Here is a 24,237-nt window from a genome sequence, read left to right as displayed (position 1 = left end):
CGTGACTTGTGATAACACCTTGCGCTAATGGGTAGTTAAAAGTGAGAACACAAACGTATCTAATCACTGTGAAAGTCTCATTAAATCATTCTGCACTTCTCATACACAGGTGTGACAAAATATTACACATGATTAGATTGTAATTGCCATAATAATGACGAGTGTATATTAAGCATGTAGATGGAATTAACAGAAAATATTTATAAAAAGCACACTTTGTCTATAATTTTTTAAACTTAAGAGGAAATATTATGCGTAATACATTAATGATTGCAGCAGTAGCGTCAGGTCTAGCTCTTAGCGGTTGTGCTACTGATCCAAACACTGGACAACAACGCTTGAACAAAACTGCTATTGGTACATTGGCAGGTGCTTTAGGCGGCGGCGCAATTTCAAAAGCAACAGGTGGTGATAACACAGGTCGTGATGCCGCGATTGGCGCAGCTTTGGGTGCTGGTGTTGGTTACTACATGGAGCGTCAAGCCAAGCAGCTTGAGCAGCAAATGGCTGGTACGGGTGTAACCGTTACGCCAAATGCGAATGGTAATATTGACCTAGTAATGCCAGGCAACATCACGTTCTCATTTGATGATGCGTCTTTAAACCCATCATTTAGACCAACGCTTGATAAGCTTGCATCAACGCTAAATGAGTATAACCAAAACACGATAACGGTTGCTGGTCATACTGATAGCAAAGGTTCTGATGCTTATAACATGAAACTGTCACGCGATCGTGCTTATGCAGTAGCCAACTATTTAAGCGCACGCGGTGTGGCTTCTAGCCGTATCAATGTCGTCGCTTATGGTGAGTCTCGTCCAGTTGCTGATAACAGCAGCGAGTATGGTCGTCAGCAAAACCGCCGTGTTGAATTAACCATCAATGCGCCAAACAACGTACGTTAATTCATACAATAGTGTAGCTGTCACTATAGTAGTGTAGCTGTCATTATAGTGTTAAAAAAGGTCAGTAATAAACTGGCCTTTTTTTATGCCTGATATTTAGATTTCAAATTCAAAATGATTTTAGGTATCAGGATTCCGTTAGCTTTAAATCAATTTAGAGCTGTTTTTCGTATTTTTATTTATAAGACAATCGTTAGCTAAATGGTTATATTAATATTAATTAAATATTGATAATGATTATCAATAACACTATAATTTACAAAGCTTTGTTATTGTGGCGATACTAGGGTAGGTTGTCAGTTCATTTGAGGCTGTTCTAAATGGACCAAAAATAGCTAAACTTTGTCTAATAGTGTCAAATTCTGGTCAATATCTTGATATTATGGGCGCTGTTTTTCTCATTTTTATCAGCATTATTTAAAATGAGGATATGCCCTAATGCTCTTTATTCAAAGCCCATTTTTCTTTTGCGATACTTTTTGAGGATATGTATGACGATTACCACAGTAACGAGCCGTAAGATTTTACCAACTACTTTAGCTGCTGCGCTTGCAGGGTTGTTAATGGTGTCGGGTTGTACCAAGCAAGCCAAGGAAGACACGGACTCTACCGCCGATACGCAAACAGCGGTGCAAGACACAACCGCTGCAGGTACGACGAAACTATCAGCGGTTGATCAAGCTTATACCGATAGACTTATGATCAGCTATGCCAACATGGCGCATGCTGCTTATAAAGATTCGCTAGATACTGCTAAAGCCCTGCAAACAGCAGTAGAGACATATGTGACAACACCAACCCAAGCAAACCTTGATGCGGCAAAAGCGGCGTATAAAGCAGCGCGCCAGCCGTATTCGCAAACTGAGATTTTCCGTTTTGATGAAGGCTTTGTGACAGCCAATGATAAACGAGCACTCGGTAGTATCGATGGTTGGGAAGGACAGGTAAATGCTTGGCCACTTGATGAGGCGCTGATTGATTACGTTAGTGATGGTTATGAAGGTGAATACAATAGCCAAGACAATATCATCAATAGCGATAGCATTACGGTCGGTAGTATCAAACAAGATACCAGTACTATCACTCCTGAGCTATTAGCAGAAATGAATGAGATTGGTGGCAGTGAAGCCAATGTGACGACCGGCTACCATGCGATTGAGTTTATGCTATGGGGACAAGATACCAACGGCGTTGGCGAGGGTGCAGGCAATCGTCCAGTGACTGATTATGCGACTGAAGCGGGTCAATGTACCAGCGGTGAGACGGTCAATGAAGATGCTGGTATATGTGAGCGTCGTGGCGCGTTCTTAAAAGCAGCGACTCAATTATTGGTTGATGATTTGACTGCAATGGAAGCTGAGTGGCAGCCTGAGAGTGAGAATACCTTACGTAGCGACCTGATGGCTCGCAAATACGATAATGGTCTACGCCAGATCATGTATCAGATGGGCAGCCTAGCATTGGGTGAGCTTGCTTCTGAGCGTATACAGGTTGCTTTTGTAACGGGTTCTACCGAAGATGAGCACGAATGCTTCAGTGATTTGACCCATCTAAGCTATGCCAACAATGCCCGTGGTATCCAAAATGTCTTTAACGGCAACTATAAGACAGTCGCTGGTAAGAGCGTTGGTGGTTATGGTGTTAAAAACTACCTCGTTGATACCAACAACAAAGAAGCGGCTGATAAATTGGCGACTGACTTTGCTAAGGTAGAAGCCGCCTTTAATGTGATTGTTGAAAAAGGTGAAAAAGAAGGTATCAAAGTTGATCAAATGATTGCCACCGCTGGTCAAGTAAGCAAACAAGGTATTTCAGCTGAAGAGCAAAATACCCGTCGTAGCTGGATTGAAAATAGTATTACTAGCTTACAAGAGCTGACAGCTGGTATCGAAAATGCGGCAAAAGCGGTCGGTATTGACAATTTAGATGCTGACGCAGGTTCGCAGTTTTAACCGATCACGAATTTACTGGCTTAACAGCAAGCATAGCAGTGATTGACATAGCAGTGATTGACATAGTATTGACCGACATAGCATTGATCGATAATGCCTGACAAGTCGTTATAAGCTAATGAGAATTATTTTCATGGAAAAATAATTTAGGTATAATACACACGTTGTCGACTACCGTTGGCAGCGTGTTTTTTTTACCATATTAAAATAGCCTGATAGGTCAGTACGTCATTACATTGCTGTACCTTATCGACTAGAAGTGAAACACTTTATAGCATGCGATTTTAATGGTTCTAGATTAGAACTAAGGTACTCTTTATGAACACCACGATGAACACCACAAATATCTTCAAAACCAAAACCCCTGCCTCTTTTTATGCGCCTTTTGTCAGCAAAACCACCCTGTTAAAGCCAATGCTTGGTATTCTATGTGTGCTATCCCTTAGTGCTTGTCAGCCGACGGACGGTGTGTCTGATGACGTTTCTGAAAACGAAAAATCTGCCATTAATAATGCTGACAGCCCAACGCTAACACCTGAACGCCTCCAAACCATCGAAACGCTCGCTGGCGTACCAATGCAGCAATTGGCAAGCTTTGATCCGCAAGAGATCAAGCAAGGTGGTGATACAGGAATCAGTATTAGCAGCGCTGAGAGTTACTCTAAACCTTCATCAAACTTGACGGCATCACGAAAAGGGCATTTCTTTATTGGTAATGCGTTCTTTCGGCAGCCGTGGGTGATTGCCCCTGCCAGCACTGACAGCCGCGATGGTCTGGGCGCATTGTTCAATGTTGCTGCCTGTCAGTCGTGCCATGTCAAGGACGGTCGCGGTCATGCGCCTATGACCAGTGATGACGATGCCGATAGCTTGCTTATTCGCCTTGCGATGCCAGCGACCACAGAGGAGCAGCGTCAGCAACTGCAAAACTCACTTATCGAAAAAGTCGTTCACCCTATGTATGGTGGTCAGCTACAAGATCGAGGTATCCAAGGTGTGCCTGCTGAAGCCAGAATTGCAGTGCAGTGGACAGACAAGCCCGTTACTTTTGCAGATGGTCATATCGAAACATTGCGTGCGCCCACCTTTAATTTAACCAAACCGGGTTATGGTGCGTTTGATGATGATTTGATGGTGTCGCCGCGAGTGGCTTTACCGATGATTGGGCTTGGATTACTCGAGCAAATACCGGATGAAGCGATTAAAAAACAAGCGGTTGATAATAAAAACAGTACGAATGGCGATATCAGTGGCAAGTTCAATTGGGTCATGGATCCACAGACTGGCAAGCATGCTCTTGGACGCTTTGGCTGGAAAGCTGGGCAAACTAAGCTGATTACTCAAAACCAAAGTGCTTTTAATGAAGACATGGGCTTGACCTCAAATATACGTCCTCATGAATCCTGTATGCCGACACAGACGGCTTGTATGAATGCGACGACTGGGGCTGATGAGCAAGGCGATGGCAAGCCGCCTGTTGAAGTCAATGATGAAGTGGCTAAGTTTGTGGAGTTTTATACACGCAATTTGGCAGTACCGCATCGGCGTGATGCTGACGATACGCTAGTGCTAGCGGGCAAAAAACGCTTTTATGATATGGGTTGTCAAAGTTGCCATACGCCAAGATATCAATTGCCAAAAACTGACGATGACCATCTTGAGCAGCATGGACAAGTGATTTATCCTTATACAGATTTACTATTACATGACATGGGTGATGATCTTGCCGATCGCACGATTGCTGGGAAATTACCCGCAAAAAATATCCAAGTTGAGTTTTTAGCCAATTCTTATGAATGGCGTACGCCTGCTTTATGGGGCATTGGTCTGGCGCAAACGGTCGATCCACAAGCAACATTTTTGCATGATGGTCGCGCCCGTACGTTGATGGAAGCGGTGCTGTGGCACGGCGGTGAAGCCCAGAAGCAACAGCAAAAAGTACTCAAACTCGACAAACAAGGTCGTTCTGAATTGAATGCGTTCTTACAGTCATTATAGAGATAATGTCATTTATCTATGCTAAATGACTGAGCAATAACTGAGAAAATAAGTAAGTGTTGATAAGGTTATCCGCCCGATCAAACACTAAAGATTAAAGCTTGTAAAGATTAGAATTTAAACCATTATTGATAATAATATTGAGAAATTTATGAAAATAAACCATGCTTTAGCGATGGCCTTATCGGCTTTAAGCGCAGGCTTGCTAATCAGCTGCGTTAAACCGGCTGATGACAATAAAGCGCCAGAAGCAGATAGCCAAAAAGTTGCGCAAGACAGTGCGGCATCTACCAGCGCAGCAGAAAAAGATAGTAGTGGAGATAAAATTACCGCTGTCGATATTAGTGCCGAGACTGAAAAGACCTATTTGACCCATGTGGCAAATGACATTGTCATTCCAGCCTATGCGGATGCCGCAAAACAGAGTGATTTATTGCATGATTTGGCACAAAAGCATTGTCAGCAAGCACCAGTCAGCGGTGATGAGCTGCAAGCACTGCGCGATCAATGGCTAGTGCTCGCACAAGCATGGGCAGGCGCTGAGATGATTAACTTTGGTCCAGCGACCGCCAGCATGAGTAATTTATATATCAATTACTATCCTGATGAGCGTGGTCTGGTACACAGTGGCGTTGCCGAGCTAATTGCTGCTAATCCTAAGCTCACCGCCGAGCAATTGGCTAACGAGAGTGCCATCGTGCAAGGGGTGCCAGGATTAGAAGAAGCGTTATATGCCAATGACAGTCTGGATGCTGCTCAATGTGCTTATGTGATTAGTGCAAGCAGTGCTTTGAGCATGCGCCTAAAAGATATTGAGAAAAACTGGCAGCAAAATGCCACTAATCTATTAGCCATTGATAAAACGGCTGACAGCGATCAAGGGTTGAATCAATGGTTTAATTCTTTACTCTCGTTGGTTGAGACCATGAAGTCTAATGCCATCGATCAACCGTTAGGCTTAACAGGAAAGGCAAAAGGTCATTTGCCAGCCGCTACCGCAGAGCAAAGCCGTGCCATTATCAATGCTAAATTGGCGACATTGAATGAAGTAATGACGGATCCCGTTTTGACCGCTATTTTGGGCAGCAATAATGAAAATGAAGTAGCGGATAATTTATCAACCGCACTTGCTGATGCCACCACATTATTAGCGCAAATGCCAGAAGACTTAGGGACCGCCGATAAAGCCACTCAACAAGAGCTGTATGATCACCTCACGACTATTACACGTCTTATTAAGCGCCAATTGATTCCGGCGCTGGGTATCCGTGTGGGCTTTAACAGTACTGATGGCGATTAAAAAAATGCACTCTATCGATACTAAGACAGCAAATAAATCACAGCCGCAGCCAGAAGATAAGCAGTCTAATAATGAGCTGCTGGCAACATCAGCATTGACGATGCTTTCTACTATAATGGGTACCGTAGCGTTTGTCGGTATTCATCATCGTTATCGCAAGCAGCGTCAGCCTGATGCCTGCTTGCAGGATTATGTCGTAGGCATACGTTCGCAGTTGCAGTCGTTAACCTCTACACCGATACCCCAGCTAGCACGGTTTAGTTACGCTTGTCAGCAAGCCGCTACTGCATGGCAACACGCTTACCATTTATCGCTAGATGATCGGCAAAATACCAACCATCATAGTGTCGCTGACTTTAGCGCGGCACATACCACCACCGTATTGACGCGACCCATTTGTTGGGTTAGCGGCGTGGCGTCTATGCCAAAAAATAGCGCCTTAGCAAATGATGATCAGCGTGCTGACAATGATTTTGGTGTGGTCGGTATTGATGCTGATCGACAAATCGTTTGGCAAACGACCATGCCTGAACGTGTCCATGATATTGTCGTTCAGCCTGTGCTTAGTGATCAAGATAGTACGATGAAGAATCATAGCAGTCGTGACGTCGTGGTGATGGGGCGCCGTCCGAGCGAAAAATTCTGGGTGCTTGATACTGCGACAGGACAAGTAAAATTCGCCATTAACGCTGCAAAAAACCGTCATTTTTACGGACACGCTTGTTATAGCCTAGACGGTGAATTGCTGTATGTGACCGAGAATGACACCATAAGTTTGGATGGTAAAATCGGTATCTACGATGCTTACGATAATTATAAAAAAATAGCAGAGTATGACTCGCATGGTATCGGTCCGCATGAGCTGATTATGCATCCTGATAGCGAGACATTAGTCATCGCTAACGGCGGTATCAAAACCGAGCAAGCGTCGCGTGAAGAGCTCAATTTAGACAGCATGCGTCCTTCATTGGTTTACGTTAATCGTCATACTGGCGCTTTACTTGAGCAGATTATGCCTGAGCACAATCAAATGAGCGTGCGTCACCTAGCCATGCATGACGATGGGACGGTGATGATAGGCATTCAATTCCAAGGCGAAAAGCATATTAATGTACCGTTAGTATTGACCCATAAGCGCGGTGATACTGATTTTAAAGCGCTTATTATGCCCAATGATCAATGGCAGCGCTTTCATCAGTATATCGCCAGTGTAGCGGTCGATAGTGCGCGTAACCTACTCTGCGTGACAACACCAATTGGCGGTTGTGCAGCGATTTACGATTTAAATACTCGTACATTGATTGATGATGTTAGCCTGCCAGATTGTGCAGGTGCAGCAGTATTGTCTAATAATAATACTGAAAAAGCAGAAGATAATAATGAGCAATCAGGTTTTATCGTTAGTGATGGTCAAGGTCAGTTAGCGGCGTTAACTGTTAATAGCTTGGCAGCTGCTGAACTTGCTACTATAGATCAAGGTGAGCGTATTTTTATCAACAGTAAATATCATATGATGTCGTTTGATAATCACTTGCAAGCGCTCTGAGCATGAATGTACCGCCAGCAAATCATTCGTTTTTATTAGACAGCGCTAAACATTGTTTGGCGCAAGCAGGTATTGAGCTACATATCAGCAAAAAGCGGGTTAAAAATATCAATTTCCGCTTAAAGCCACATCAGTTACTAGTATCTGTACCACTATTTATTAGCCCAGCCCAAGCTGCGCAGGCTGTGATGAAGCGCGTGTCATGGGCGATAGCAAACCACCCACAAGTATTAGAGCAGTATAAACGACAACAACTTCCTTTAGCGCAAGCTTTAACTGCTGATAGTACTTTGCTATTGTGGGGTAAAGAGCAACCGTTCACTTTAAACCATGATGAAAAACTTGCCTATTATCGGCAACATCTTTCTGAAGCGATACCTGCATTATTTGCAAAGTGGCAACCGATTGTCGGTGCGACAGCCAATGAGATACGCCTAAAAAAAATGCATACGCGCTGGGGCAGTTGTAACACGCGTGCGCGCCGAATTTGGTTGTCTGTGTATCTGCCTGCTTATCCTATTGCGTGCACCGAATACGTCATTGTCCATGAGCTGTGTCATTTACACCATGCCAATCATAGTGCGGAGTTTTGGCAGACGGTAGCGAATGCAATGCCAGATTATCAGCATTGGCACGATATGCTGGCAGGGAAGACGGGAAAATTAGATTAAATGATTTATCTAAATAATATCCATAATCGTAAGGCATGTCCTCATTTTTATCACCATCTTTAAAATGAGACACGCTCTAATAAGCCTGATATGATAAGACATAACGATATAAACCGTGTCGTTTAAATAATAAGTTTGTCTACAGGGATGTCATATGGAAAACGTCAATCAAGCGGAATTTTGGCAGCAGCGTTATGAGCAAGACAGTATCGGTTGGGATATGGGACAGGTATCGCCACCGCTCAAAGCTTATATTGACCAACTGCCCGAATCTGCCAAAGAGCAAGCGATTCTGGTGCCGGGTGCGGGCAATGCTTACGAAGTAGGTTATTTACATGAGCAAGGATTTACCAATGTCACCTTGGTTGATTTTGCCCCAGCACCGATTGCAGCGTTTGCTGAGCGTTATCCTAGCTTTCCAGCTAAGCATTTAATCTGTGCCGACTTTTTTGAGTTATCGCCTGAGCAGTATCAGTTTGACTGGGTGCTTGAGCAGACGTTCTTTTGTGCGATAAATCCATCTCGCCGTGACGAGTATGTGCAGCAGATGGCAGCGTTACTGAAACCGAATAGTAAGCTGATTGGTTTGCTCTTTGATAAAGACTTTGGACGAGAAGAACCACCGTTTGGCGGCACAAAAGCTGAATATCAGCAGCGTTTTGAGCAGCATTTTGATATTGAAATTATGGAGCCAAGCTATAATTCACATCCTGCACGGCAGGGCAGTGAGCTGTTTATTAAGATGCGTGTAAAAGCGTAATTTCGTGCTCAATATTTTTTCGAGCCTGTTTTTCTAACCGTGCATAGTAATAATCTGTCAGATAAAGCGTTGGATGCGCCAGTAATTCTTTTAATACTGCTATGCGTCCGACGCAATAATCGTCATCTGAGACATGCGCATACTCTTGGCGTACAGCGTGAGCATAGTGTTCATACACCGACCAAGATGACCCTAAAATACTTAAGTCCATATCTAGTAAATAAGCGCTATCGCTGTATTCTTCTCTCTCTTTAGCTTTGTTTGACCATTTGTCAATTTGATGACTAGCCGTCATCATAATTAACGCGTAGATATGTTGGCATTGCTCCGCATTTAAATAACCAGTTAATGACTCTACTGCATATTCTGCACTTTTAAGCTCATTATCTGAGCGCGTCGGTTCATATATCACATCATGATACAACAGTGCTAACGCAATGATATGCGGCTCATGCAAGTTATCCTTAACCTGATCGAACTGCCCGAATAACTGCTGAATATGCTGCAAGCTATGATAAACACGCTGCGGCTCGTTATATCGTATGGCGATATTCTGCCAAAGTATGCTCACTTGCTCTGGCGTAATATGGCTACTCATAGCGGATAAATGCCACGTGAAAATCGTACTAAGCTCAGTATTGATTTTTGAAAAATCTTCCATCGTTAATCTTCGTTTGATAACTGCTGGCAATTTACAACCAACAGATTATTATTTATTAGCAGCATCTCCAAAGGCTTGCTTAAACACTTTACCCAATAAATTGACATCATCGACGCGGGCGTAGTTCAAACGGGTGACAAAGGCAATATGACGATGCGGTCCTTGCTCAGCGAGTGGTATCGCGACGGCATTTTGGTTCTGCAGATGCAGCTGATCCAATGCCATTTCTGGCACCAATGTCGTTCCCATATTGGCAAGTGCCATCTGTATAAGAGTATTTAGACTGGCATCTGAAAAGCTTGATTTCATCTGTGCACGGTCAAAATGACAGACAGACAGGGTTTGATCGGTCAAGCAATGCCCTTCGCCGAGCAGCATGAGGTTGGCGGTAGCCAGCTCATCAGCGTTGATGGTTTCAAGCTTGGCATGCACATCATCTTTTGGGAATACGGCAAAAAAATCCTCGCTCCAAAACTCAAAGCTGTGCAAACCATCGACCGCATAAGGCAGCGCAATAATAGCCGTATCAATATGACCGTAACGCACTTGCTCTAGCAAACGCTCCGTTTGTTGCTCAACGATGGTCATACGAAATTCTGGATAATTGGCTCGCAGGGCAGGTAAGACTTTTGGCAACAGATAAGGCGCAATCGTTGGAATGATACCGACAGTCATCGGATACGCCAGCGGCGATTGATGGCTATGGGCGCGTGTGGTCAAATCATTGACTTCAGAAAAAACTCGCTGCGCCCGCGTTAAAATGTCTTCACCAATAGGGGTAATCAATACTTGCTTATTATTACGCTCAAAAATCTGCGTATCCAGTTGCTTTTCTAACTCGGCGATACCCAAGCTCAGTGCTGATTGCGAGATATTACAGTCTTCTGCTGCACGTTTGAAGTGACGGTGCTTGGCCACTGCTAAAGCAAACTCAAGTTGACGTAAAGTAATCATAAAACCTCTCTATTAATGGGTTTTTAACGTGATATATTATGCTGATTCATTTGGTGTACCAATTCGATATCCAAACTTGATGTCATCTTAACGTAACCTAACGGCTGTATAGTGACTGACGCATGCTCTATAGTGGCTGATGCATAATGCACTGATGATAAAAAGTAGAGAGAATAGTTTAACAAGTTTAATAAAACAAAACATCACATTAAAAACTTTTAACTGGATTAACGATAGAATTCGCGTATAGTTTGTCAGGTAGCCCAAAGCAGTAAAGGCTTAATAGAAACAATCATACCAAGAAATTTCAATCAACTTAACTATCAATCAACTATAAAGGAGCCAATCATGGCGTCTATTATCAATCAAGAAATCCCAGAATTTTCAGCTGATGCGTACGTTAATGGTGAATTCAAAACCATCACTTCAGAAGACGTAAAAGGCAACTGGGCAATCTTTTTATTCTACCCAGCTGATTTTACCTTCGTTTGCCCAACTGAACTTGAAGACATGGCAGCTCATTACGACGAGCTTAAAGGTTTGGGCGTAGAAGTATACTCAGTATCTACTGATACTCATTTCACGCATAAAGCATGGCATGACTCTTCAGAAGCGATCGGTAAAGTACAATACCCAATGATCGGTGATCCTACTGGCCGTATCACTCGTGGCTTTAACGTCATGATCGAAGAAGCAGGTTTGGCTGAACGCGGTACATTCCTAGTTGATCCAGACGGCTTGATTCAAGTTGCTGAGATTCATGCTGGTGGTATTGGTCGTAGTGCAAAAGACATGCTACGTAAAGTAAAAGCAGCTCAATATGTTCGTGAAAACGATGGCGAAGTTTGCCCAGCAGCTTGGGAAGCTGGTCAAGAAACGCTAAAACCAAGTCTTGATCTTGTTGGTAAAATCTAACTCTTGATTTAACGAACTGGCTCAATACTTTAGATATTTGTAGTGCTGTATATCTTACTTTGAGTTAAATCAGCATTATAAATGAAGACCCCATCAGCATAAGTTGATGGGGTCTTTTTATGCTATTTATCAATAAATGTTTTTATTCATGCATCGTGATAATAAGTGCAGCGCTAAGCATGAGATTGTAGTTTATTTTTATCAATTATCTTATAAATCTCATCTTTTAAATGCAGTTTTCGTCGTTTCATCAGTTCAATTTCTTCATCGCGACTGGTGTGTGTCACCAAGTTTTTATCCAACTGATTAATCTGCTGATCTAGCTGGGTATGCTCATCAAAGATCGTCGCAAAATGACTGTCTTTTAGCTTAAGCTCAGCAATAATGTCTTTGTTATCTTGCCATGTATCAGTCTTTCTCATGTTGTCATCCTTGTTATGAAGCGCAAGCTTGCAGTAAGCATCCGCGCATGGTCGTAAGATTGTTTTGATGAATTGCTATGATTTTGAGACTTGATTTTATTAAGCCAAAACACTATTTAGCTCAATATGGATAAGACCTAATAGTAGCAGAAAGCGTCTTTGATAAACTTTCATAAAAGACAATCTGCAACGAGGGAAATAGGAGTTTTTCCTATTAGCCTCATTTGATTGTAGCGAAAAAATAGCCTTGTTACTATGAGAATAATCTACATATAGATTAAAATTTAATTATAAATAATAATTAATGATTGGTTTTATAAAACATAAGGTTTGAGTTTCTCAGCTTGCCGAAACCCTCAGAACCTATGATAATAGAGACATCAAAGGGCATAAACTTATGGCCTATAATATTTTAGATAAAATTATTAATACCAAATAGTCTATATTTGAACGAGCAACATGACAGTTGCCGTTACATATCCAGTAATGATGAGGAACAAACATGATAGATAAAAGTTTATTAGATGCCATCAAAAGTTATAGTGAAAAGATGACTCGTCCAATTACCTTCGTATTGGGTAGTGGCGAACATAGTAAGCGTGCTGAGTTGATTGATTTTTTGACTAAAATCGCTGGCACCACAGATAAAATCAATTTTGATGCAACAGCAACTGATGATAGCTTACCAAGTCCAATTAGCTTTAAAGTGGTCAGTCATGACGATGGTGCATTGACTGATACGGGTATTGTCTTTAGTGGTATCCCCGGTGGTCATGAGTTTACCTCGCTGATTCTGGCTATTTTGCAAGCCGGTGGTCATACGCTAAAATTGGATGAAAGTATTCAAAAGCTGATTAAGCGTTTTAATAAGCCACTACAGTTTCAAACTTACGTGTCTCTATCTTGCCACAGTTGCCCAGAAGTGGTACAAGCGCTCAACCAGTTTGCACTATTGAACGATGGCATTAGCAATGAGATGATTGATGGTGCTCTATTCCAAGAGCAGGTTGATGCTAATAACATCCAAGGTGTACCAGCGGTATTCTTAAATGGTAAACCGTTTGCCAATGGTCTCATCGACACGGCCAAATTGATTGGAAAGTTGCAAGAGCAATTTCCTGACTTGTTAGCAGAAGCTGATGATGATGCTGAGCAATTAGAGCAGCAAGATGTGACAATTATTGGTGCAGGTCCAGCTGGCGTTGCCGCCGCGATTTATACCGCTCGTAAAGGCTTAAAAGTGACGATGGTTGCTGATCGTATCGGCGGACAGGTGAAAGACACGCAGGATATCGAAAACTTGATTTCTGTGCCTTTAACGACTGGTACTGAGCTGTCAGCGAACTTTGAAAAACATTTACGCGAATACGATATTACTTTAAAAGAGCATGTCAGCGTCAAAGAAATCAGTGAGACAGAAGATGAAAACTATCGCATTCATCTAAATACGGGTGAGACGTTTGAGACACGCAGTATTATCTTAGCGACGGGTGCTCAGTGGCGTAAGCTTGGTGTTCCGGGTGAAGAAGAGAACATCGGTAAAGGCGTGGCTTTCTGTGCGCACTGTGATGGCCCATTCTTTAAGGGTAAAGACATTGCTGTCGTCGGTGGTGGTAACTCCGGTATCGAAGCGGCATTAGATCTTGCTGGTATCGTGAAGCATGTGACCGTGCTTGAGTTCGCGGATGATTTAAAAGCGGATCAGGTATTGATTAACAAAGCCAAAGAGAAAGCCAATATCGAATTTATCACTGGCGCAGCGACGCAAGAAATTAAAGCGACTGATGGCAAAGTGACTTCGATCGTTTATCAAGATCGCAGCACAGGTGATACTCATGAGCGTGACTTGGCAGGGGTGTTTGTACAGATTGGTTTAGTACCGAACTCTGCGTTTGTTAAAGGCTTTGTTGATTTGAACCGTTTTGGCGAGATTGAGATTGATGAGCGCTGCCGTACTGATCGCAAAGGTATCTTTGCTTGTGGTGACGTCACGACTGTGCCATTTAAGCAGATTAATATTGCGATGGGTGAGGGTAGTAAAGCGGCATTATCAGCGTTTGAGTACTTGGTTATGCAGTAAGTTATTTCACGCTAAATTTAGTCTCACAAGCCACCTCTTTTGAGGTGGTTTTTTTATGGGTGCTGATATATTACTTGTAAAAATTTATCAATTAACTTATGTTCGTTAATATTTTATGAGAGCCTTAATAGTGAAAAATAAATATGCAATTCGCAAAAATAATTATTGGGTTAAATGTCTGGTTTTTATATCGTTTATATTCAGTGTAACCAATACTTATGCAGGGCAAACGGTCAATGAGATTCTGAATGAATACTATCCTATCTATAATGAGGCTAAGCAGTGTCGAGGTATTATGGCTAATAACGGTTCATCAGATGGCGAAGGCACACTTTATCAAAACGGTTACTGTATTAAAATTGATAGACAATTAAAGGTAGAAACCAAGCAGGGTACAAGGTTATATATATCGGTCATTGGCGACATCGGTTTTAATGAAGATGGTAGCCAAGCTTATGGAGCACACGTCTTTTCTGGTCTAGTAGGCATGTTTGTTCTAAAGCCACAGGGTTCAGGCTGGGAAGTAGAATCTGCCAATCCAGCGATGAATGCAGGCAGCTCTGGTAAAGCTCTAAAAGACTGGAAGCTGATACAAGTTGCCCCTGATAAGTGGGGATTTATTAATATTCATAGTGACTCGCATTTAATGGATTTGTGAAAGGCAAGAAATATCATAACGCTACTTATCGTATTAATTATCAAAAAAACAAAGGCTATATAGAGCCTAATGAATATCCTTTAAAAGATAATTATTAGGCTCGTTTTCAATGATTCACTTTTGGTCAGCCAACACCCCAACCACCGAAAGTATCTCACCTGCTTCATCTTCTTTAATTACGCGAGTTTCTTCAAGTGCTGCCTCTCGCCAAGCCTGTAGATGAGGATTGTTTAACATCGTCTCACAATACTGTTTGGTCGTTGATTTCAATACTATGCCAGAGGCATCGGCATACGTTTGCAAACGTAGAATAACTGGTGCGAAAAAAGCATCAGCGGCAGTGAAATGACCAAATAGATAACTGTCTTTTGAGCGCTCTTTCAGGCAATCTTCGAATATTGTTTCTATACGCGCGATATCATTTAAGCAGGCATTACTTGGTTGTATCTTCGCCGTCGCTCGAATGTTCATCGGCATCTCACTACGAATGCCCATGAACCCTGAGTGCATCTCAGCGATGATGCTTTGGCAATAAGCGCTATTTATTCTATTTCTAGTATTGGTCTCAGCGTCAGACTTCTTCAATCCTGTCCAAAGATCTAATTCTGTCAAATAATCATTGGCATGAATGGCAATCGCTAAAGTATCCCAGATCGTGACTTTTTCATCATCCTGACCATAGACCAAAACTGGTACTTTGCCTGTTGGCGCATGCCCATTGAGAATGGGTATCGCGGATGGATGAAACAGTTCAATCAGTTGCTCATCGAAGTCAATATTAAAAGCTTTGAGTAATAGCCAAGCTCGTAATGACCATGACGAATAGTTTTTATTGCCGATGATGAGTAGCGGTTTTTGCATAAAAAGTCCTATTGAGCTGTATAAGTAGTATTTTATTATGTGCTCAATATTAAAAATTAACCAGTCTATAGTTTAGTAATTCCAATAAAAAACGCCCATCCAAAATTTGGACGGGCGTTTTTTCAGCAGTAACGATTATATTTAAATCACTATCAATCGTCTAATAAATCCATACGCTTAGCTGCTTCGTAGATACCTGTTGAGCGGTTGCCAGTACGGCAAAAGATGAGCATTGGCTGTTCAGCTTGATTAAAGAAATCAGCAAATTCTTCGACATGGTTTTGATTCAGCTCACTACCAGCGAAAGACACTTCTTTATAAGCAAGACCTGCTTTTTTAGCAGCGGCCTCAATCTCAGCACTGGTCGGTTGATTCGGATCTTCACCATCTGGACGGTTGTTAATAATGGTTTTAAAACCATTTTCAGCAATCATAGGTACTTGATCAGGGGTGATTTGTCCGGTAATACTAATTTGATGGCTCATAAGAGCTCCTTTTTATTTTTTATACTAAATAAAGTGTGTGGCGTAAGATACAGAATCTTAGACTAATCTTAATAGGCAACTTTCTAAAGAGACCGTATGTAAGCATTATCGATTTTTTATAGTAACGGTTATAACAAACCTTGCATCAATGCGCTTTGATACAACAATTTAGCACGTGCACCTGTCCCGCAAAACATCAATATTGGTTTAGGCATCGAGCGATAAAACGCCGCAAACTGCTCGACAGTCGCCATGCTCAAGCGCTCATCATCAAACGGTAAATGATGATAAGTAAGGTTGGCTTTTGCCGTTGCACTGGTAAAGTCGCCGCTATTGGGCTGCGTTTCTGTCTCGGCATCAGGACGAATATTGAGCACGGAGCGGTAGCCAAGCTCAGCAATCTTGGTGCATTGGCTTGGATAAATTTGCTTATAAATGGTTAAATTATCGGTCATAAGTAGCTTCGGTCGCGTATATTAAAAGACGTTTGGAGGTATCGTATTGTAGCTAAGAGCCATTGTATAAAGGCTGTACTTTAGGTATCTCTTCTAAAGGCTGTATTTTTTAAGGGCTTATACCAATTTAGCATAACACAGCTTTTATCATATCTATATTTTGTCACAGCATAATAATAATTATGCTTGATTGAGCAACATATGTCTCACAGACCGATTAGACATCTTTTAGCGCATTTACCGCATCCATCGTGCTTAAATAAACTTGACCTGAGAGGGTGGTAATGACCGGAGTATGCTCGATGATGTCCATTACTGGCCCTTTAATAAAGCTAAAGTTTAAATGTTTGTTTTGGTTCAACAGCTCTTGATTAAGACTGATAAGCATCTCTTGTCCGGTCAAGTCAATGTGATTGACCGCTGACATAATAAGAATAATCTCATGCGCTTCGGGATATTGCTGAGTGGCTTGTATGACCCTACGATGGACGGATTCACTATTGCCAAAAAATAAGCTCTCATCGATACGCAGCATCAATAAATTGCTAAATGTCACTACATCGTGACGGTTTATATTGCGAAAATGCCCTGTGCCAGCTAGCTGACCAACCACAGCGACGTGCGGTTTACTCGATTGCCAAATGAGGCTAGCAAACGACACCATCAAACCAATCACCAAGCCAGTATTTAATCCAAATATCAATACGCCGATGAATGCCGCCAAAAAGCTGGCCGCATCTAGACGGTCGCGTTGCCATGCCGACTTCAAGGTTGCCATATCAATGAGACCGATGATCGATGCCATGATGGTTGCACCCAATAAAGCATAGGGAAGTGGTGCGAGTACATTGCCAAAAGCGATTAAAGCAGCAATCATGACCAGCACGGTTACTAAACTTGCAACTGGTGTTTTGGCACCTGAGTCGGCATTGATAGCGGTGCGCGAAAAGCCACCAGCGACGGTAAAGCCTTGAAAAAAGCCACCCGCCATATTGGCAAGTCCCAGTCCAGTCAGCTCACTATTGGCGTTAAAAGCCTCACCGCGCAGGCGTGCATAGTTGCTGGCGACGGAGCTGCTAGAGACAAAGATAATCAATGCCATCAAACCTGCGCTAGGTAATAGATTCAGTGCTTCATCGAAGTCTGGTACATAGGGCAGGGTAAAGGTTGGTAAGCCTTGTGGAATACTACCAATCGTGGCCACGCCGTTCGTAGTCCAGTGTAAGCTGATGCTCAAAACAATCGCAATACCGAGCAAAATAAGCGGAAATAGTCGCTCAGCCCATTTGGCATAAGACACTGATAACCAGGATTTCCATAGCCATTTGCTACCGTAGCGATTGGCCACCAACAGTGCAAAAGCAATGACGCCAATAACTAAGGTTAGCGGATGTAGCTGGCGTGCATACATTTGCATACTTGATAGATAACCGATTAAGTTATTTCCCGCAATAGGAATCGCGGTCAGATATTTAAGCTGACTGATAAAAATTAATACGGCTGCACCACTGATAAAGCCTGCTGAAACGCCGCGACTGATAAACTGCATAATCCAGCCAAGTTTGAGCCGCCCTGCTAGCCATAACATTGTACCAACCATCAATGACAGCAAACTTGCCATCAATATATACTGCTGAGAGCCCTCTGTAGCATAAGGGTGCAGGCTGCTGGCTGTCATAATCGCTGTAATAGCGACAGGCCCTACTGCTTGCACATTACTCGATCCTATCCATGCATAGACCAGCACGGGAACGATGGCCGCGTAGAGTCCATAGACGGGTGGCAATCCTGCCAATACCGCATAACCTAAGCTTTGTGGAATGACGAGCACCCCAACCACCAACCCAGCAATAATGTCAGTTGGCAAGGCAGACAGCTGGTATTGACGCAACCAAGCAGGAATCAGACGAGCGGCGATAGAAGGCATAGCAATATGTCATCACAATATATAGTCAATCTTATATAAATCAGATACGGTGTCAGGCTCGCTTAGTCTACTATTTATAGTACTTTCGCTTGCCTTCCTTGTATCTAAACTATATTGAACCGACTATAGTAGAAAAAATTGAATAAAAGAAAAGGTTAAATACAGCCAAGCGCTAAATTCATAAAGTTATGCTGAAAAATGACGCTAACAAGTGATGCTAAAAACGCAAGCCAACAAACTAGCTATCAGTTTTGGCACAAAAGCGTTCATACAATAAATGTAACACCGCCAAGGCATCGTCACTGGCAATACTATAATAAATTTGCTTGCCTTCGCGGCGGGTCGTCACCAGCGCATCTTTGCGTAGAATACCAAGCTGCTGTGACAAGCTTGGCTGACCAACACCGACTAAGCTTTCAAGCTCGCTGACGCAATATTCTCCTTGAGTCAACTGACATAAGAGTAATAAGCGATCAGGATGTGAAAGCGACTTTAATAGTTGGCTGGCTTGCATGGACGCTTGCTGCATTTGCTCAGCAAGGTCTTTAGGGGCAAAGTCTGCTACGCTAGATGACGCATCATCAATGCTGGTAGTCGAGGTGCTCAATGCTGAAGTAGAAGTAGTCAGAGCAAGCTCCTTATATAAGACATAATAAAAAATTTAGGATTAATAACTAAGATAGGATTAATTATCAATGATATTGCCACGGATAGCAAGTTATCGTTATTTACATTATATAAATTGATAAAATGTTAAATCGTTGCTATATTGGCATGCATCGTTGATAAATATGTGGCGGTCAATACGATAAGCTGAAGCCGGTGCATATTATACTGAACAATTTATCAAAAAATAAAATATTCATCTAAAAGCAAAGAGGTAGCCATGCAAGTTCATTCATTCTTACATAGCGACACAGAAACTTATACTCACGTACTCGCGGACGTTCAACAACAAGTCTGTGCCATCATTGATCCTGTGTTGGATTTTGATGCTAAGTCAGGGCGCACGAGTACTACTAGCGTCGATGAGGTGGTTAAGTTCGTCCGCGAGCATGGGTGGGAGCTGGTTTACATCATAGAGACTCATGCGCATGCTGATCATATATCCGCCGCGATACATGTCAAAGACACACTTGGCGGGCAGTTGGTAATCGGTCAACATATCACCGAAGTGCAAAAAATATTTAAGCAAATATTCAACTTTGATACCAGTTTTCGCACCGATGCCAGCCAGTTCGATATTCTAACGGATGAGGGCGATACGTTGGCGCTTGGCAATATTACTATTACGGTCATGTATGTACCGGGTCATACGCCGGCAGATATGGCCTATATTGCGACTGATGATGAAAAGACCGTGGTCTTTGTTGGTGATACTTTATTTGCTCCTGATGTCGGGACGGCTCGCTGTGACTTTCCAGGTGGGGATGCCAAGACGCTGTACCACTCAATCAAGAAGCTCCTTGCGCTCCCTGAAAATACGATAATATATCTGTGCCATGATTATCCAAGCAAGGGTCGCCAGCACTGTCCAACCACGACTGTCGCTGCACAAAAACTGGGCAATATCCATGTCAAAGATGGCATCAATGAAGCAGAGTTTGTGCAAATGCGTGAGCGCCGCGATGCCACTCTTGACATGCCGCGTCTAATTATTCCATCGGTACAAGTAAACATCGATGCAGGTCATTTCCCAGAGCCAGAAGACAATGGTACCCGTTATCTCAAAGTACCGATTAATGTGCTTGGGCAATAAGACAGATATCAGAAGAAGCAAACATTATAAACATGCATCACGTTACGTAAGCACAATACGAGTATAAGCCATCATAATGCCAGTCTTTACCGTAAACACATGGCTATATTACTCCTTTACCATTGAGCCTTCACACTTAAGGATTGAACCATGGAAATTAATATCGGCAGTACAGAGCGTTTACTACGTATCATCGCGGGTGTTGTGATTATCGGCTTGGGTTTGTATTTTCAAAGCTGGTGGGGCGTGATTGGCTTAGTGCCTTTACTCACAGGATTCTTCCGCTTTTGTCCTTTGTATAAAATGCTTGGGATGAATACCTGTAAGCGTTAAAAAGTCGCTAGATTTATTGTCATAAATACATAATCAAGCATGGGTGTTGAATACTTTGATCGACCAACACCCATGCTACTTGTATAGGAGTCTTATAATGAGTGAGCAAAACTCTCATCTGGTCTGCCCACATTGTCAGGCAACCAACCGCATACCAGCAGCCAAACTTAGTGCTGCGCCAAATTGTGGCAAATGTGGTCAGCCGTTATTAACGAGGAGTCCTCATGAACTAAACGCCCAAACGGTTCGTAAAGTCATTCAGAAAAATGAGGTCTTGACCATCGTTGATTTTTGGGCGAGTTGGTGTCAGCCGTGTCTAATGATGGCACCGCAGTTTAAAGCCGCAGCGGCGCAACTGCCACAAGTGGTTTTTGCCAAAATACAAACCGATAAATATGAGCAAGCGGCGGCACCTTATAATATTCGCAGTTTGCCAACCATGGTAGCTTTTAAAAATGGTAGAGAGATAGCACGGCAGTCAGGTGCATTACCTAGCGATCAAATTGTTCAGTGGGTACAAAGTTTGAAGTAGTTTTTGTGCGATAAATGCTACTTTATAAGTCTGACTTTATTGAACCTAGCAAAAAGCCAATACGTTTATCGCGTATTGGCTTTTTTTGGAATTTAATATAGGCGAAACTAGAATTCACTTTCTGGAATTGAATAAGTTTGCATATTGCCGTTTGAAACTTTATATAATGTCATAGTTATTTCACTAAATCTTAAACTATCATAATCTTCATATTCTTCCATAAGAATAGTCTCAGATTTAGATATAGAACCATTCTGAAGATCCTTATAGCGAACATCGTAGTTCCCAGGGCTGATGTCACGAAGGTTGAGTCCACCACCTCCTGGAATATAGAAGTAACGCACAGCTTCAAGTTTTGAGCCATCTAAATAGTAAAGTTTTCCGAAAACAGCCTCAGTATTTCTGCTGTTGTCGATAGTAAGGATAGATGCGCCATTGTTATTAAGTCGTGGGTAGCCAGCTACATAGCCTGCTGAAGCAGGGTAGGGTTCGCCATTAGGCGCATAATTTTTGTAAGAGGACATATCGTTATTGGATATATAATCTTCATCAACTGATATATCAGCCATTCCTTGCTCAATTGGTTGAGCATCAGCTATAGCTATATCTCGTTCAGCATCAGCAACTGCTTGGGCAGCTACATATTCTGATGTATCAGTTGGGTAGGAATACTCTTCGTAGTCTTCAGAAGCTTCATTTAACTCTTGCATAGCATCTGCTACTTCTCTTTGTGCATCACTTAAGTCTTCTGCTGCATTATATTCACTAGAGCCGTCAATATAAGAGAAAAATATATTTATTAAAAATATTAAAACAGCTATATAAAATATGATTTTAAATGCTTTGATTAATAAAGGTTTTATTTTAGATGAAAAATGACTTAAGTAATCTTTTAAGCGACTAAACGATACAGAGTCTGGAATATTAATCACGACTACTTTATTTTTTCTGTCTGAATGGTTGCTTGTTCTAGCATGATCATACTTATTTTTATCATTAGAGCTACGTGCATATTCATTTAATAATTTGTCATATTTACTACGCTCTATAGGATCAGATAATATCTTATATGACTCATTAAATTGTTGCATGATACGATCGGCATCTGGATGATTATTCTTATCCGGATGATATTTTTGAGATAAAGATTTAAAAGCAGCTCGTATAACTTCTGGAGAAGCATATCTAGAAACCATTAAGGTATCATAGTGCGTATGAAGGTTATTCATAATTAAATGATCTTATCCAGTCAATACTGCTTAATTAAGTATTAGTGATTACTCGCCATAAATCTTAACACCATTGGCAAAGCTACAACGCTGAATGCGGGCGGATTGAATGATGGCATCACGCTCGCCGTAGAGCCGTGATAATTTTGCATCGCGCGCCTTGGTATTGTTGCTTTTGCCAACGCCAAAACTGATATTAGGGGAGATGCCCCAACGTCCCGCAGAAACCCCAACCCCGACACCTGAGGCGGATAAAGTTGATTGCTCGTTGCGCGCCGCGTCGACATAGCGATTGACGCGGTTATATTCTTGACTAAGGGCTTGGCAATCGTAACTTTGATACGTGCTTGGCGGCACATATTGTGGCGTGACATTGCCCGTCGAGGCACAGCCTGAGAGACCAAAAATGCCAGCTGTCGCCAGTAGTGTCGCTGCAGTAAGAGTTTTCATAGTGGCTCCATTAGGCTAGGTTGAGGCGATTGTATTTATGTAAGATAGCAAAAATAATGGGATTAAGATATTGAAAATATAGCACTTATTAAATATTTTTAATGCTAGGGCGTGTCCTCAATTCAACCGATAGCAATCTAAATGAGTTAAAAATGGTTAAATCTTGCCAAACATCGTCAAATAGCTAGGTAATATCTCGATATTATCTGCACTATTTTCCTTGTTTGACTGCAATTTACCTCATTTTTATCACCATTTTTAAAATGAGGACACGCCCTAGTAATATAAGTATTTGTGCAATAAAAATGTCATATGTTTATTAAAATAAGTTACCAGGTTTAGCAAAGGCAAGTACCACAATGCCCAAATATGCCGCTCCAGCAATAAGAATACCGGTTTTTCTTTGGCTAGATGTGGCGTTATTATTGAACGCTTTGATACTGGCACTGATAGCCGCAACGAGTAAGATTACTTTTGCGAATACCCATTGTATGGGTGCATTGGCACTCATCAGCTGCATTAGCATGACTGCCCCTGACACAATAATGAGGGCATAGAGAATGTGCGAAGAGATTTTGACCACGCGTGGCGCTTGCTTGTTTGAGCTTAATACCAAATAGCTTTGATATAAAAACAGTGCAATGAGCAATACAGCCATGAGCATATGTAGATGTTTCATGAGATATTATTTCCTTTAAAGGTGCAGTTTCAGCGCTTACTGGTTACATATAATTATGGTATGGAAAACACTATCTTCGCAATAGTTCGTTATTAGCCCTTGTTTTGTCCAGCACATAACGGACTGTCAGGGCTTTGACCTTGCCATTCTATTGGGGTGTAAGCATGAATCGCTAAAGCATGAATTTGACCGCCTTGCGAGGTTAATAAGGAGTTTGCCAGTCCATATACAAGCTGATGCCGTGCGACTAATCTTTTGCCTTCAAAAGCATCACTAACAATCGTAAGTTTAAAATGGCTTTCTTTACCATCAAAATAACCAGAATGATTCATTGATTCATTCAACAATTCTATATGTTGCGGCTGCAACGCTTGTAGCTCAGCATTGAGCGCATCAGCAGTCGGTGTTTTACTCATAATAATCTTTCCATATATTTTGCCTAATAGTACTTGGCGGTATCATACTTAGCAATTTGTGAATTGCAAATAATGCCCATTATAGCAGACGCTATTAGCGGTAAAGCCTGCTATTAAGTTGCGTGTGCCTGTAAGCGATTACACTTCTGAGCTATCCTGTTTTTAAAAAATAGACCTCTTGCAAAAGTAGCAGAGGGTTTTACAATAACTAATACATTCACAACTAGCTAAGAACCATGCCAAACATAGATAAGCTACTCGAACAAAATAACGCAGGCTTCAAACGCTA

Annotated in this window: 25 protein-coding genes; 13 read left to right on the top strand and 12 right to left on the bottom strand. The window is 42.1% G+C overall.

What is annotated here, in order from left to right; translation table 11 throughout:
• The first annotated feature begins 251 nt into the window (after window positions 1–251).
• From ACP69U_RS06500 to ACP69U_RS06470, 7 genes are all read left to right on the top strand, one after another.
• Window positions 252–905 (top strand): OmpA family protein, encoded by a 654-nt coding sequence (locus ACP69U_RS06500; RefSeq protein WP_045444070.1) that lies wholly within the window; start codon window positions 252–254, stop codon window positions 903–905.
• 491 nt (window positions 906–1,396) lie between these two features.
• Window positions 1,397–2,857, top strand: coding sequence for an imelysin family protein (locus ACP69U_RS06495; RefSeq protein ID WP_426138160.1), 1,461 nt, complete (start codon window positions 1,397–1,399; stop codon window positions 2,855–2,857).
• 330 nt (window positions 2,858–3,187) lie between these two features.
• Window positions 3,188–4,855, top strand: coding sequence for a di-heme oxidoredictase family protein (locus tag ACP69U_RS06490; RefSeq protein WP_426138233.1), 1,668 nt, complete (start codon window positions 3,188–3,190; stop codon window positions 4,853–4,855).
• 151 nt (window positions 4,856–5,006) lie between these two features.
• The gene (locus tag ACP69U_RS06485) at window positions 5,007–6,155 is read left to right on the top strand and encodes an imelysin family protein (protein WP_426138159.1); all 1,149 of its coding nucleotides are present in this window, start codon (window positions 5,007–5,009) and stop codon (window positions 6,153–6,155) included.
• On the top strand, window positions 6,124–7,701 hold the full coding sequence (locus tag ACP69U_RS06480) for a DUF1513 domain-containing protein (RefSeq protein WP_426138158.1): 1,578 nt from the start codon (window positions 6,124–6,126) through the stop codon (window positions 7,699–7,701). The genes ACP69U_RS06485 and ACP69U_RS06480 overlap by 32 nt, the downstream gene beginning before the upstream one ends.
• Window positions 7,702–7,703: 2 nt before the next feature.
• On the top strand, window positions 7,704–8,372 hold the full coding sequence (locus tag ACP69U_RS06475) for a M48 family metallopeptidase (protein ID WP_426138157.1): 669 nt from the start codon (window positions 7,704–7,706) through the stop codon (window positions 8,370–8,372).
• A 154-nt stretch (window positions 8,373–8,526) separates the two neighbouring features.
• Window positions 8,527–9,132: a methyltransferase domain-containing protein gene (locus ACP69U_RS06470; protein WP_426138156.1), complete on the top strand. Its 606-nt coding sequence runs from the start codon at window positions 8,527–8,529 to the stop codon at window positions 9,130–9,132.
• On the opposite strand, the gene ACP69U_RS06465 is transcribed toward ACP69U_RS06470, so the two are convergent.
• Window positions 9,110–9,793, bottom strand: a complete 684-nt coding sequence (locus ACP69U_RS06465) for an HD domain-containing protein (RefSeq protein ID WP_426138155.1) — start codon at window positions 9,791–9,793, stop codon at window positions 9,110–9,112. The two genes, ACP69U_RS06470 and ACP69U_RS06465, sit on opposite strands and share 23 nt — an antisense overlap.
• Window positions 9,794–9,841: 48 nt before the next feature.
• Complete coding sequence (locus ACP69U_RS06460; RefSeq protein ID WP_426138154.1) at window positions 9,842–10,747, bottom strand: hydrogen peroxide-inducible genes activator; 906 nt, start codon at window positions 10,745–10,747, stop codon at window positions 9,842–9,844.
• A gap of 348 nt (window positions 10,748–11,095) precedes the next feature.
• Between ACP69U_RS06460 and ahpC the strand changes: the two genes are divergently transcribed.
• On the top strand, window positions 11,096–11,662 hold the full coding sequence (gene ahpC, locus ACP69U_RS06455; protein WP_045453533.1) for an alkyl hydroperoxide reductase subunit C: 567 nt from the start codon (window positions 11,096–11,098) through the stop codon (window positions 11,660–11,662).
• Window positions 11,663–11,835: 173 nt separating this feature from the next.
• Here ahpC and ACP69U_RS06450 read toward each other — a convergent pair whose 3' ends face one another.
• A complete protein-coding gene (locus tag ACP69U_RS06450; protein WP_045444089.1) occupies window positions 11,836–12,084 on the bottom strand; it encodes a YdcH family protein in 249 nt (82 codons plus the stop codon).
• A gap of 502 nt (window positions 12,085–12,586) precedes the next feature.
• Here ACP69U_RS06450 and ahpF point away from each other — a divergent pair.
• Window positions 12,587–14,164, top strand: a complete 1,578-nt coding sequence (gene ahpF, locus ACP69U_RS06445) for an alkyl hydroperoxide reductase subunit F (protein WP_426138153.1) — start codon at window positions 12,587–12,589, stop codon at window positions 14,162–14,164.
• A 130-nt stretch (window positions 14,165–14,294) separates the two neighbouring features.
• A complete protein-coding gene (locus ACP69U_RS06440) occupies window positions 14,295–14,822 on the top strand; it encodes a hypothetical protein (RefSeq protein ID WP_426138152.1) in 528 nt (175 codons plus the stop codon).
• Between the two features lie 114 nt (window positions 14,823–14,936).
• On the opposite strand, the gene ACP69U_RS06435 is transcribed toward ACP69U_RS06440, so the two are convergent.
• The 5 genes from ACP69U_RS06435 to ACP69U_RS06415 all read right to left on the bottom strand — a co-directional run bounded on the left by ACP69U_RS06435 (window position 14,937) and on the right by ACP69U_RS06415 (window position 19,157).
• Window positions 14,937–15,683, bottom strand: a complete 747-nt coding sequence (locus ACP69U_RS06435; RefSeq protein WP_426138151.1) for a glutathione S-transferase family protein — start codon at window positions 15,681–15,683, stop codon at window positions 14,937–14,939.
• A gap of 152 nt (window positions 15,684–15,835) precedes the next feature.
• Window positions 15,836–16,168, bottom strand: a complete 333-nt coding sequence (locus ACP69U_RS06430) for a TIGR01244 family sulfur transferase (RefSeq protein ID WP_426138150.1) — start codon at window positions 16,166–16,168, stop codon at window positions 15,836–15,838.
• A 128-nt stretch (window positions 16,169–16,296) separates the two neighbouring features.
• Window positions 16,297–16,623 (bottom strand): beta-lactamase hydrolase domain-containing protein, encoded by a 327-nt coding sequence (locus tag ACP69U_RS06425; protein WP_060491797.1) that lies wholly within the window; start codon window positions 16,621–16,623, stop codon window positions 16,297–16,299.
• Window positions 16,624–16,840: 217 nt separating this feature from the next.
• A complete protein-coding gene (locus ACP69U_RS06420) occupies window positions 16,841–18,550 on the bottom strand; it encodes a SulP family inorganic anion transporter (protein ID WP_426138149.1) in 1,710 nt (569 codons plus the stop codon).
• Between the two features lie 238 nt (window positions 18,551–18,788).
• Entirely contained in the window at window positions 18,789–19,157 is a 369-nt protein-coding gene (locus tag ACP69U_RS06415) for an ArsR/SmtB family transcription factor (protein ID WP_319020723.1), read from the bottom strand.
• A gap of 279 nt (window positions 19,158–19,436) precedes the next feature.
• Between ACP69U_RS06415 and ACP69U_RS06410 the strand changes: the two genes are divergently transcribed.
• From ACP69U_RS06410 to trxA, 3 genes are all read left to right on the top strand, one after another.
• A complete protein-coding gene (locus tag ACP69U_RS06410) occupies window positions 19,437–20,309 on the top strand; it encodes an MBL fold metallo-hydrolase (RefSeq protein ID WP_426138148.1) in 873 nt (290 codons plus the stop codon).
• A 150-nt stretch (window positions 20,310–20,459) separates the two neighbouring features.
• On the top strand, window positions 20,460–20,642 hold the full coding sequence (locus ACP69U_RS06405) for a YgaP family membrane protein (protein ID WP_426138147.1): 183 nt from the start codon (window positions 20,460–20,462) through the stop codon (window positions 20,640–20,642).
• Between the two features lie 97 nt (window positions 20,643–20,739).
• Window positions 20,740–21,174 carry a thioredoxin gene (gene trxA, locus ACP69U_RS06400; protein WP_201554744.1) on the top strand — a complete coding sequence of 145 codons (435 nt, stop codon included), beginning with the start codon at window positions 20,740–20,742 and terminating at the stop codon, window positions 21,172–21,174.
• Window positions 21,175–21,281: 107 nt separating this feature from the next.
• Here trxA and ACP69U_RS06395 read toward each other — a convergent pair whose 3' ends face one another.
• From ACP69U_RS06395 to ACP69U_RS06380, 4 genes are all read right to left on the bottom strand, one after another.
• Complete coding sequence (locus tag ACP69U_RS06395; protein WP_201554743.1) at window positions 21,282–22,403, bottom strand: J domain-containing protein; 1,122 nt, start codon at window positions 22,401–22,403, stop codon at window positions 21,282–21,284.
• 48 nt (window positions 22,404–22,451) lie between these two features.
• Window positions 22,452–22,853, bottom strand: a complete 402-nt coding sequence (locus tag ACP69U_RS06390) for a hypothetical protein (RefSeq protein WP_060491793.1) — start codon at window positions 22,851–22,853, stop codon at window positions 22,452–22,454.
• 319 nt (window positions 22,854–23,172) lie between these two features.
• Window positions 23,173–23,532 carry a SirB2 family protein gene (locus ACP69U_RS06385; RefSeq protein WP_198330190.1) on the bottom strand — a complete coding sequence of 120 codons (360 nt, stop codon included), beginning with the start codon at window positions 23,530–23,532 and terminating at the stop codon, window positions 23,173–23,175.
• Between the two features lie 92 nt (window positions 23,533–23,624).
• The gene (locus ACP69U_RS06380; protein ID WP_055124744.1) at window positions 23,625–23,948 is read right to left on the bottom strand and encodes a BolA family protein; all 324 of its coding nucleotides are present in this window, start codon (window positions 23,946–23,948) and stop codon (window positions 23,625–23,627) included.
• Window positions 23,949–24,237 lie beyond the last annotated feature (289 nt).

Source organism: Psychrobacter sp. TWR1-1-1 (genome assembly GCF_049895865.1).
Lineage (GTDB): Bacteria > Pseudomonadota > Gammaproteobacteria > Pseudomonadales > Moraxellaceae > Psychrobacter > Psychrobacter immobilis_A.
Note: the sequence above shows the minus strand (reverse complement) of the source record. Positions and strands in the feature narration are given on the sequence as shown.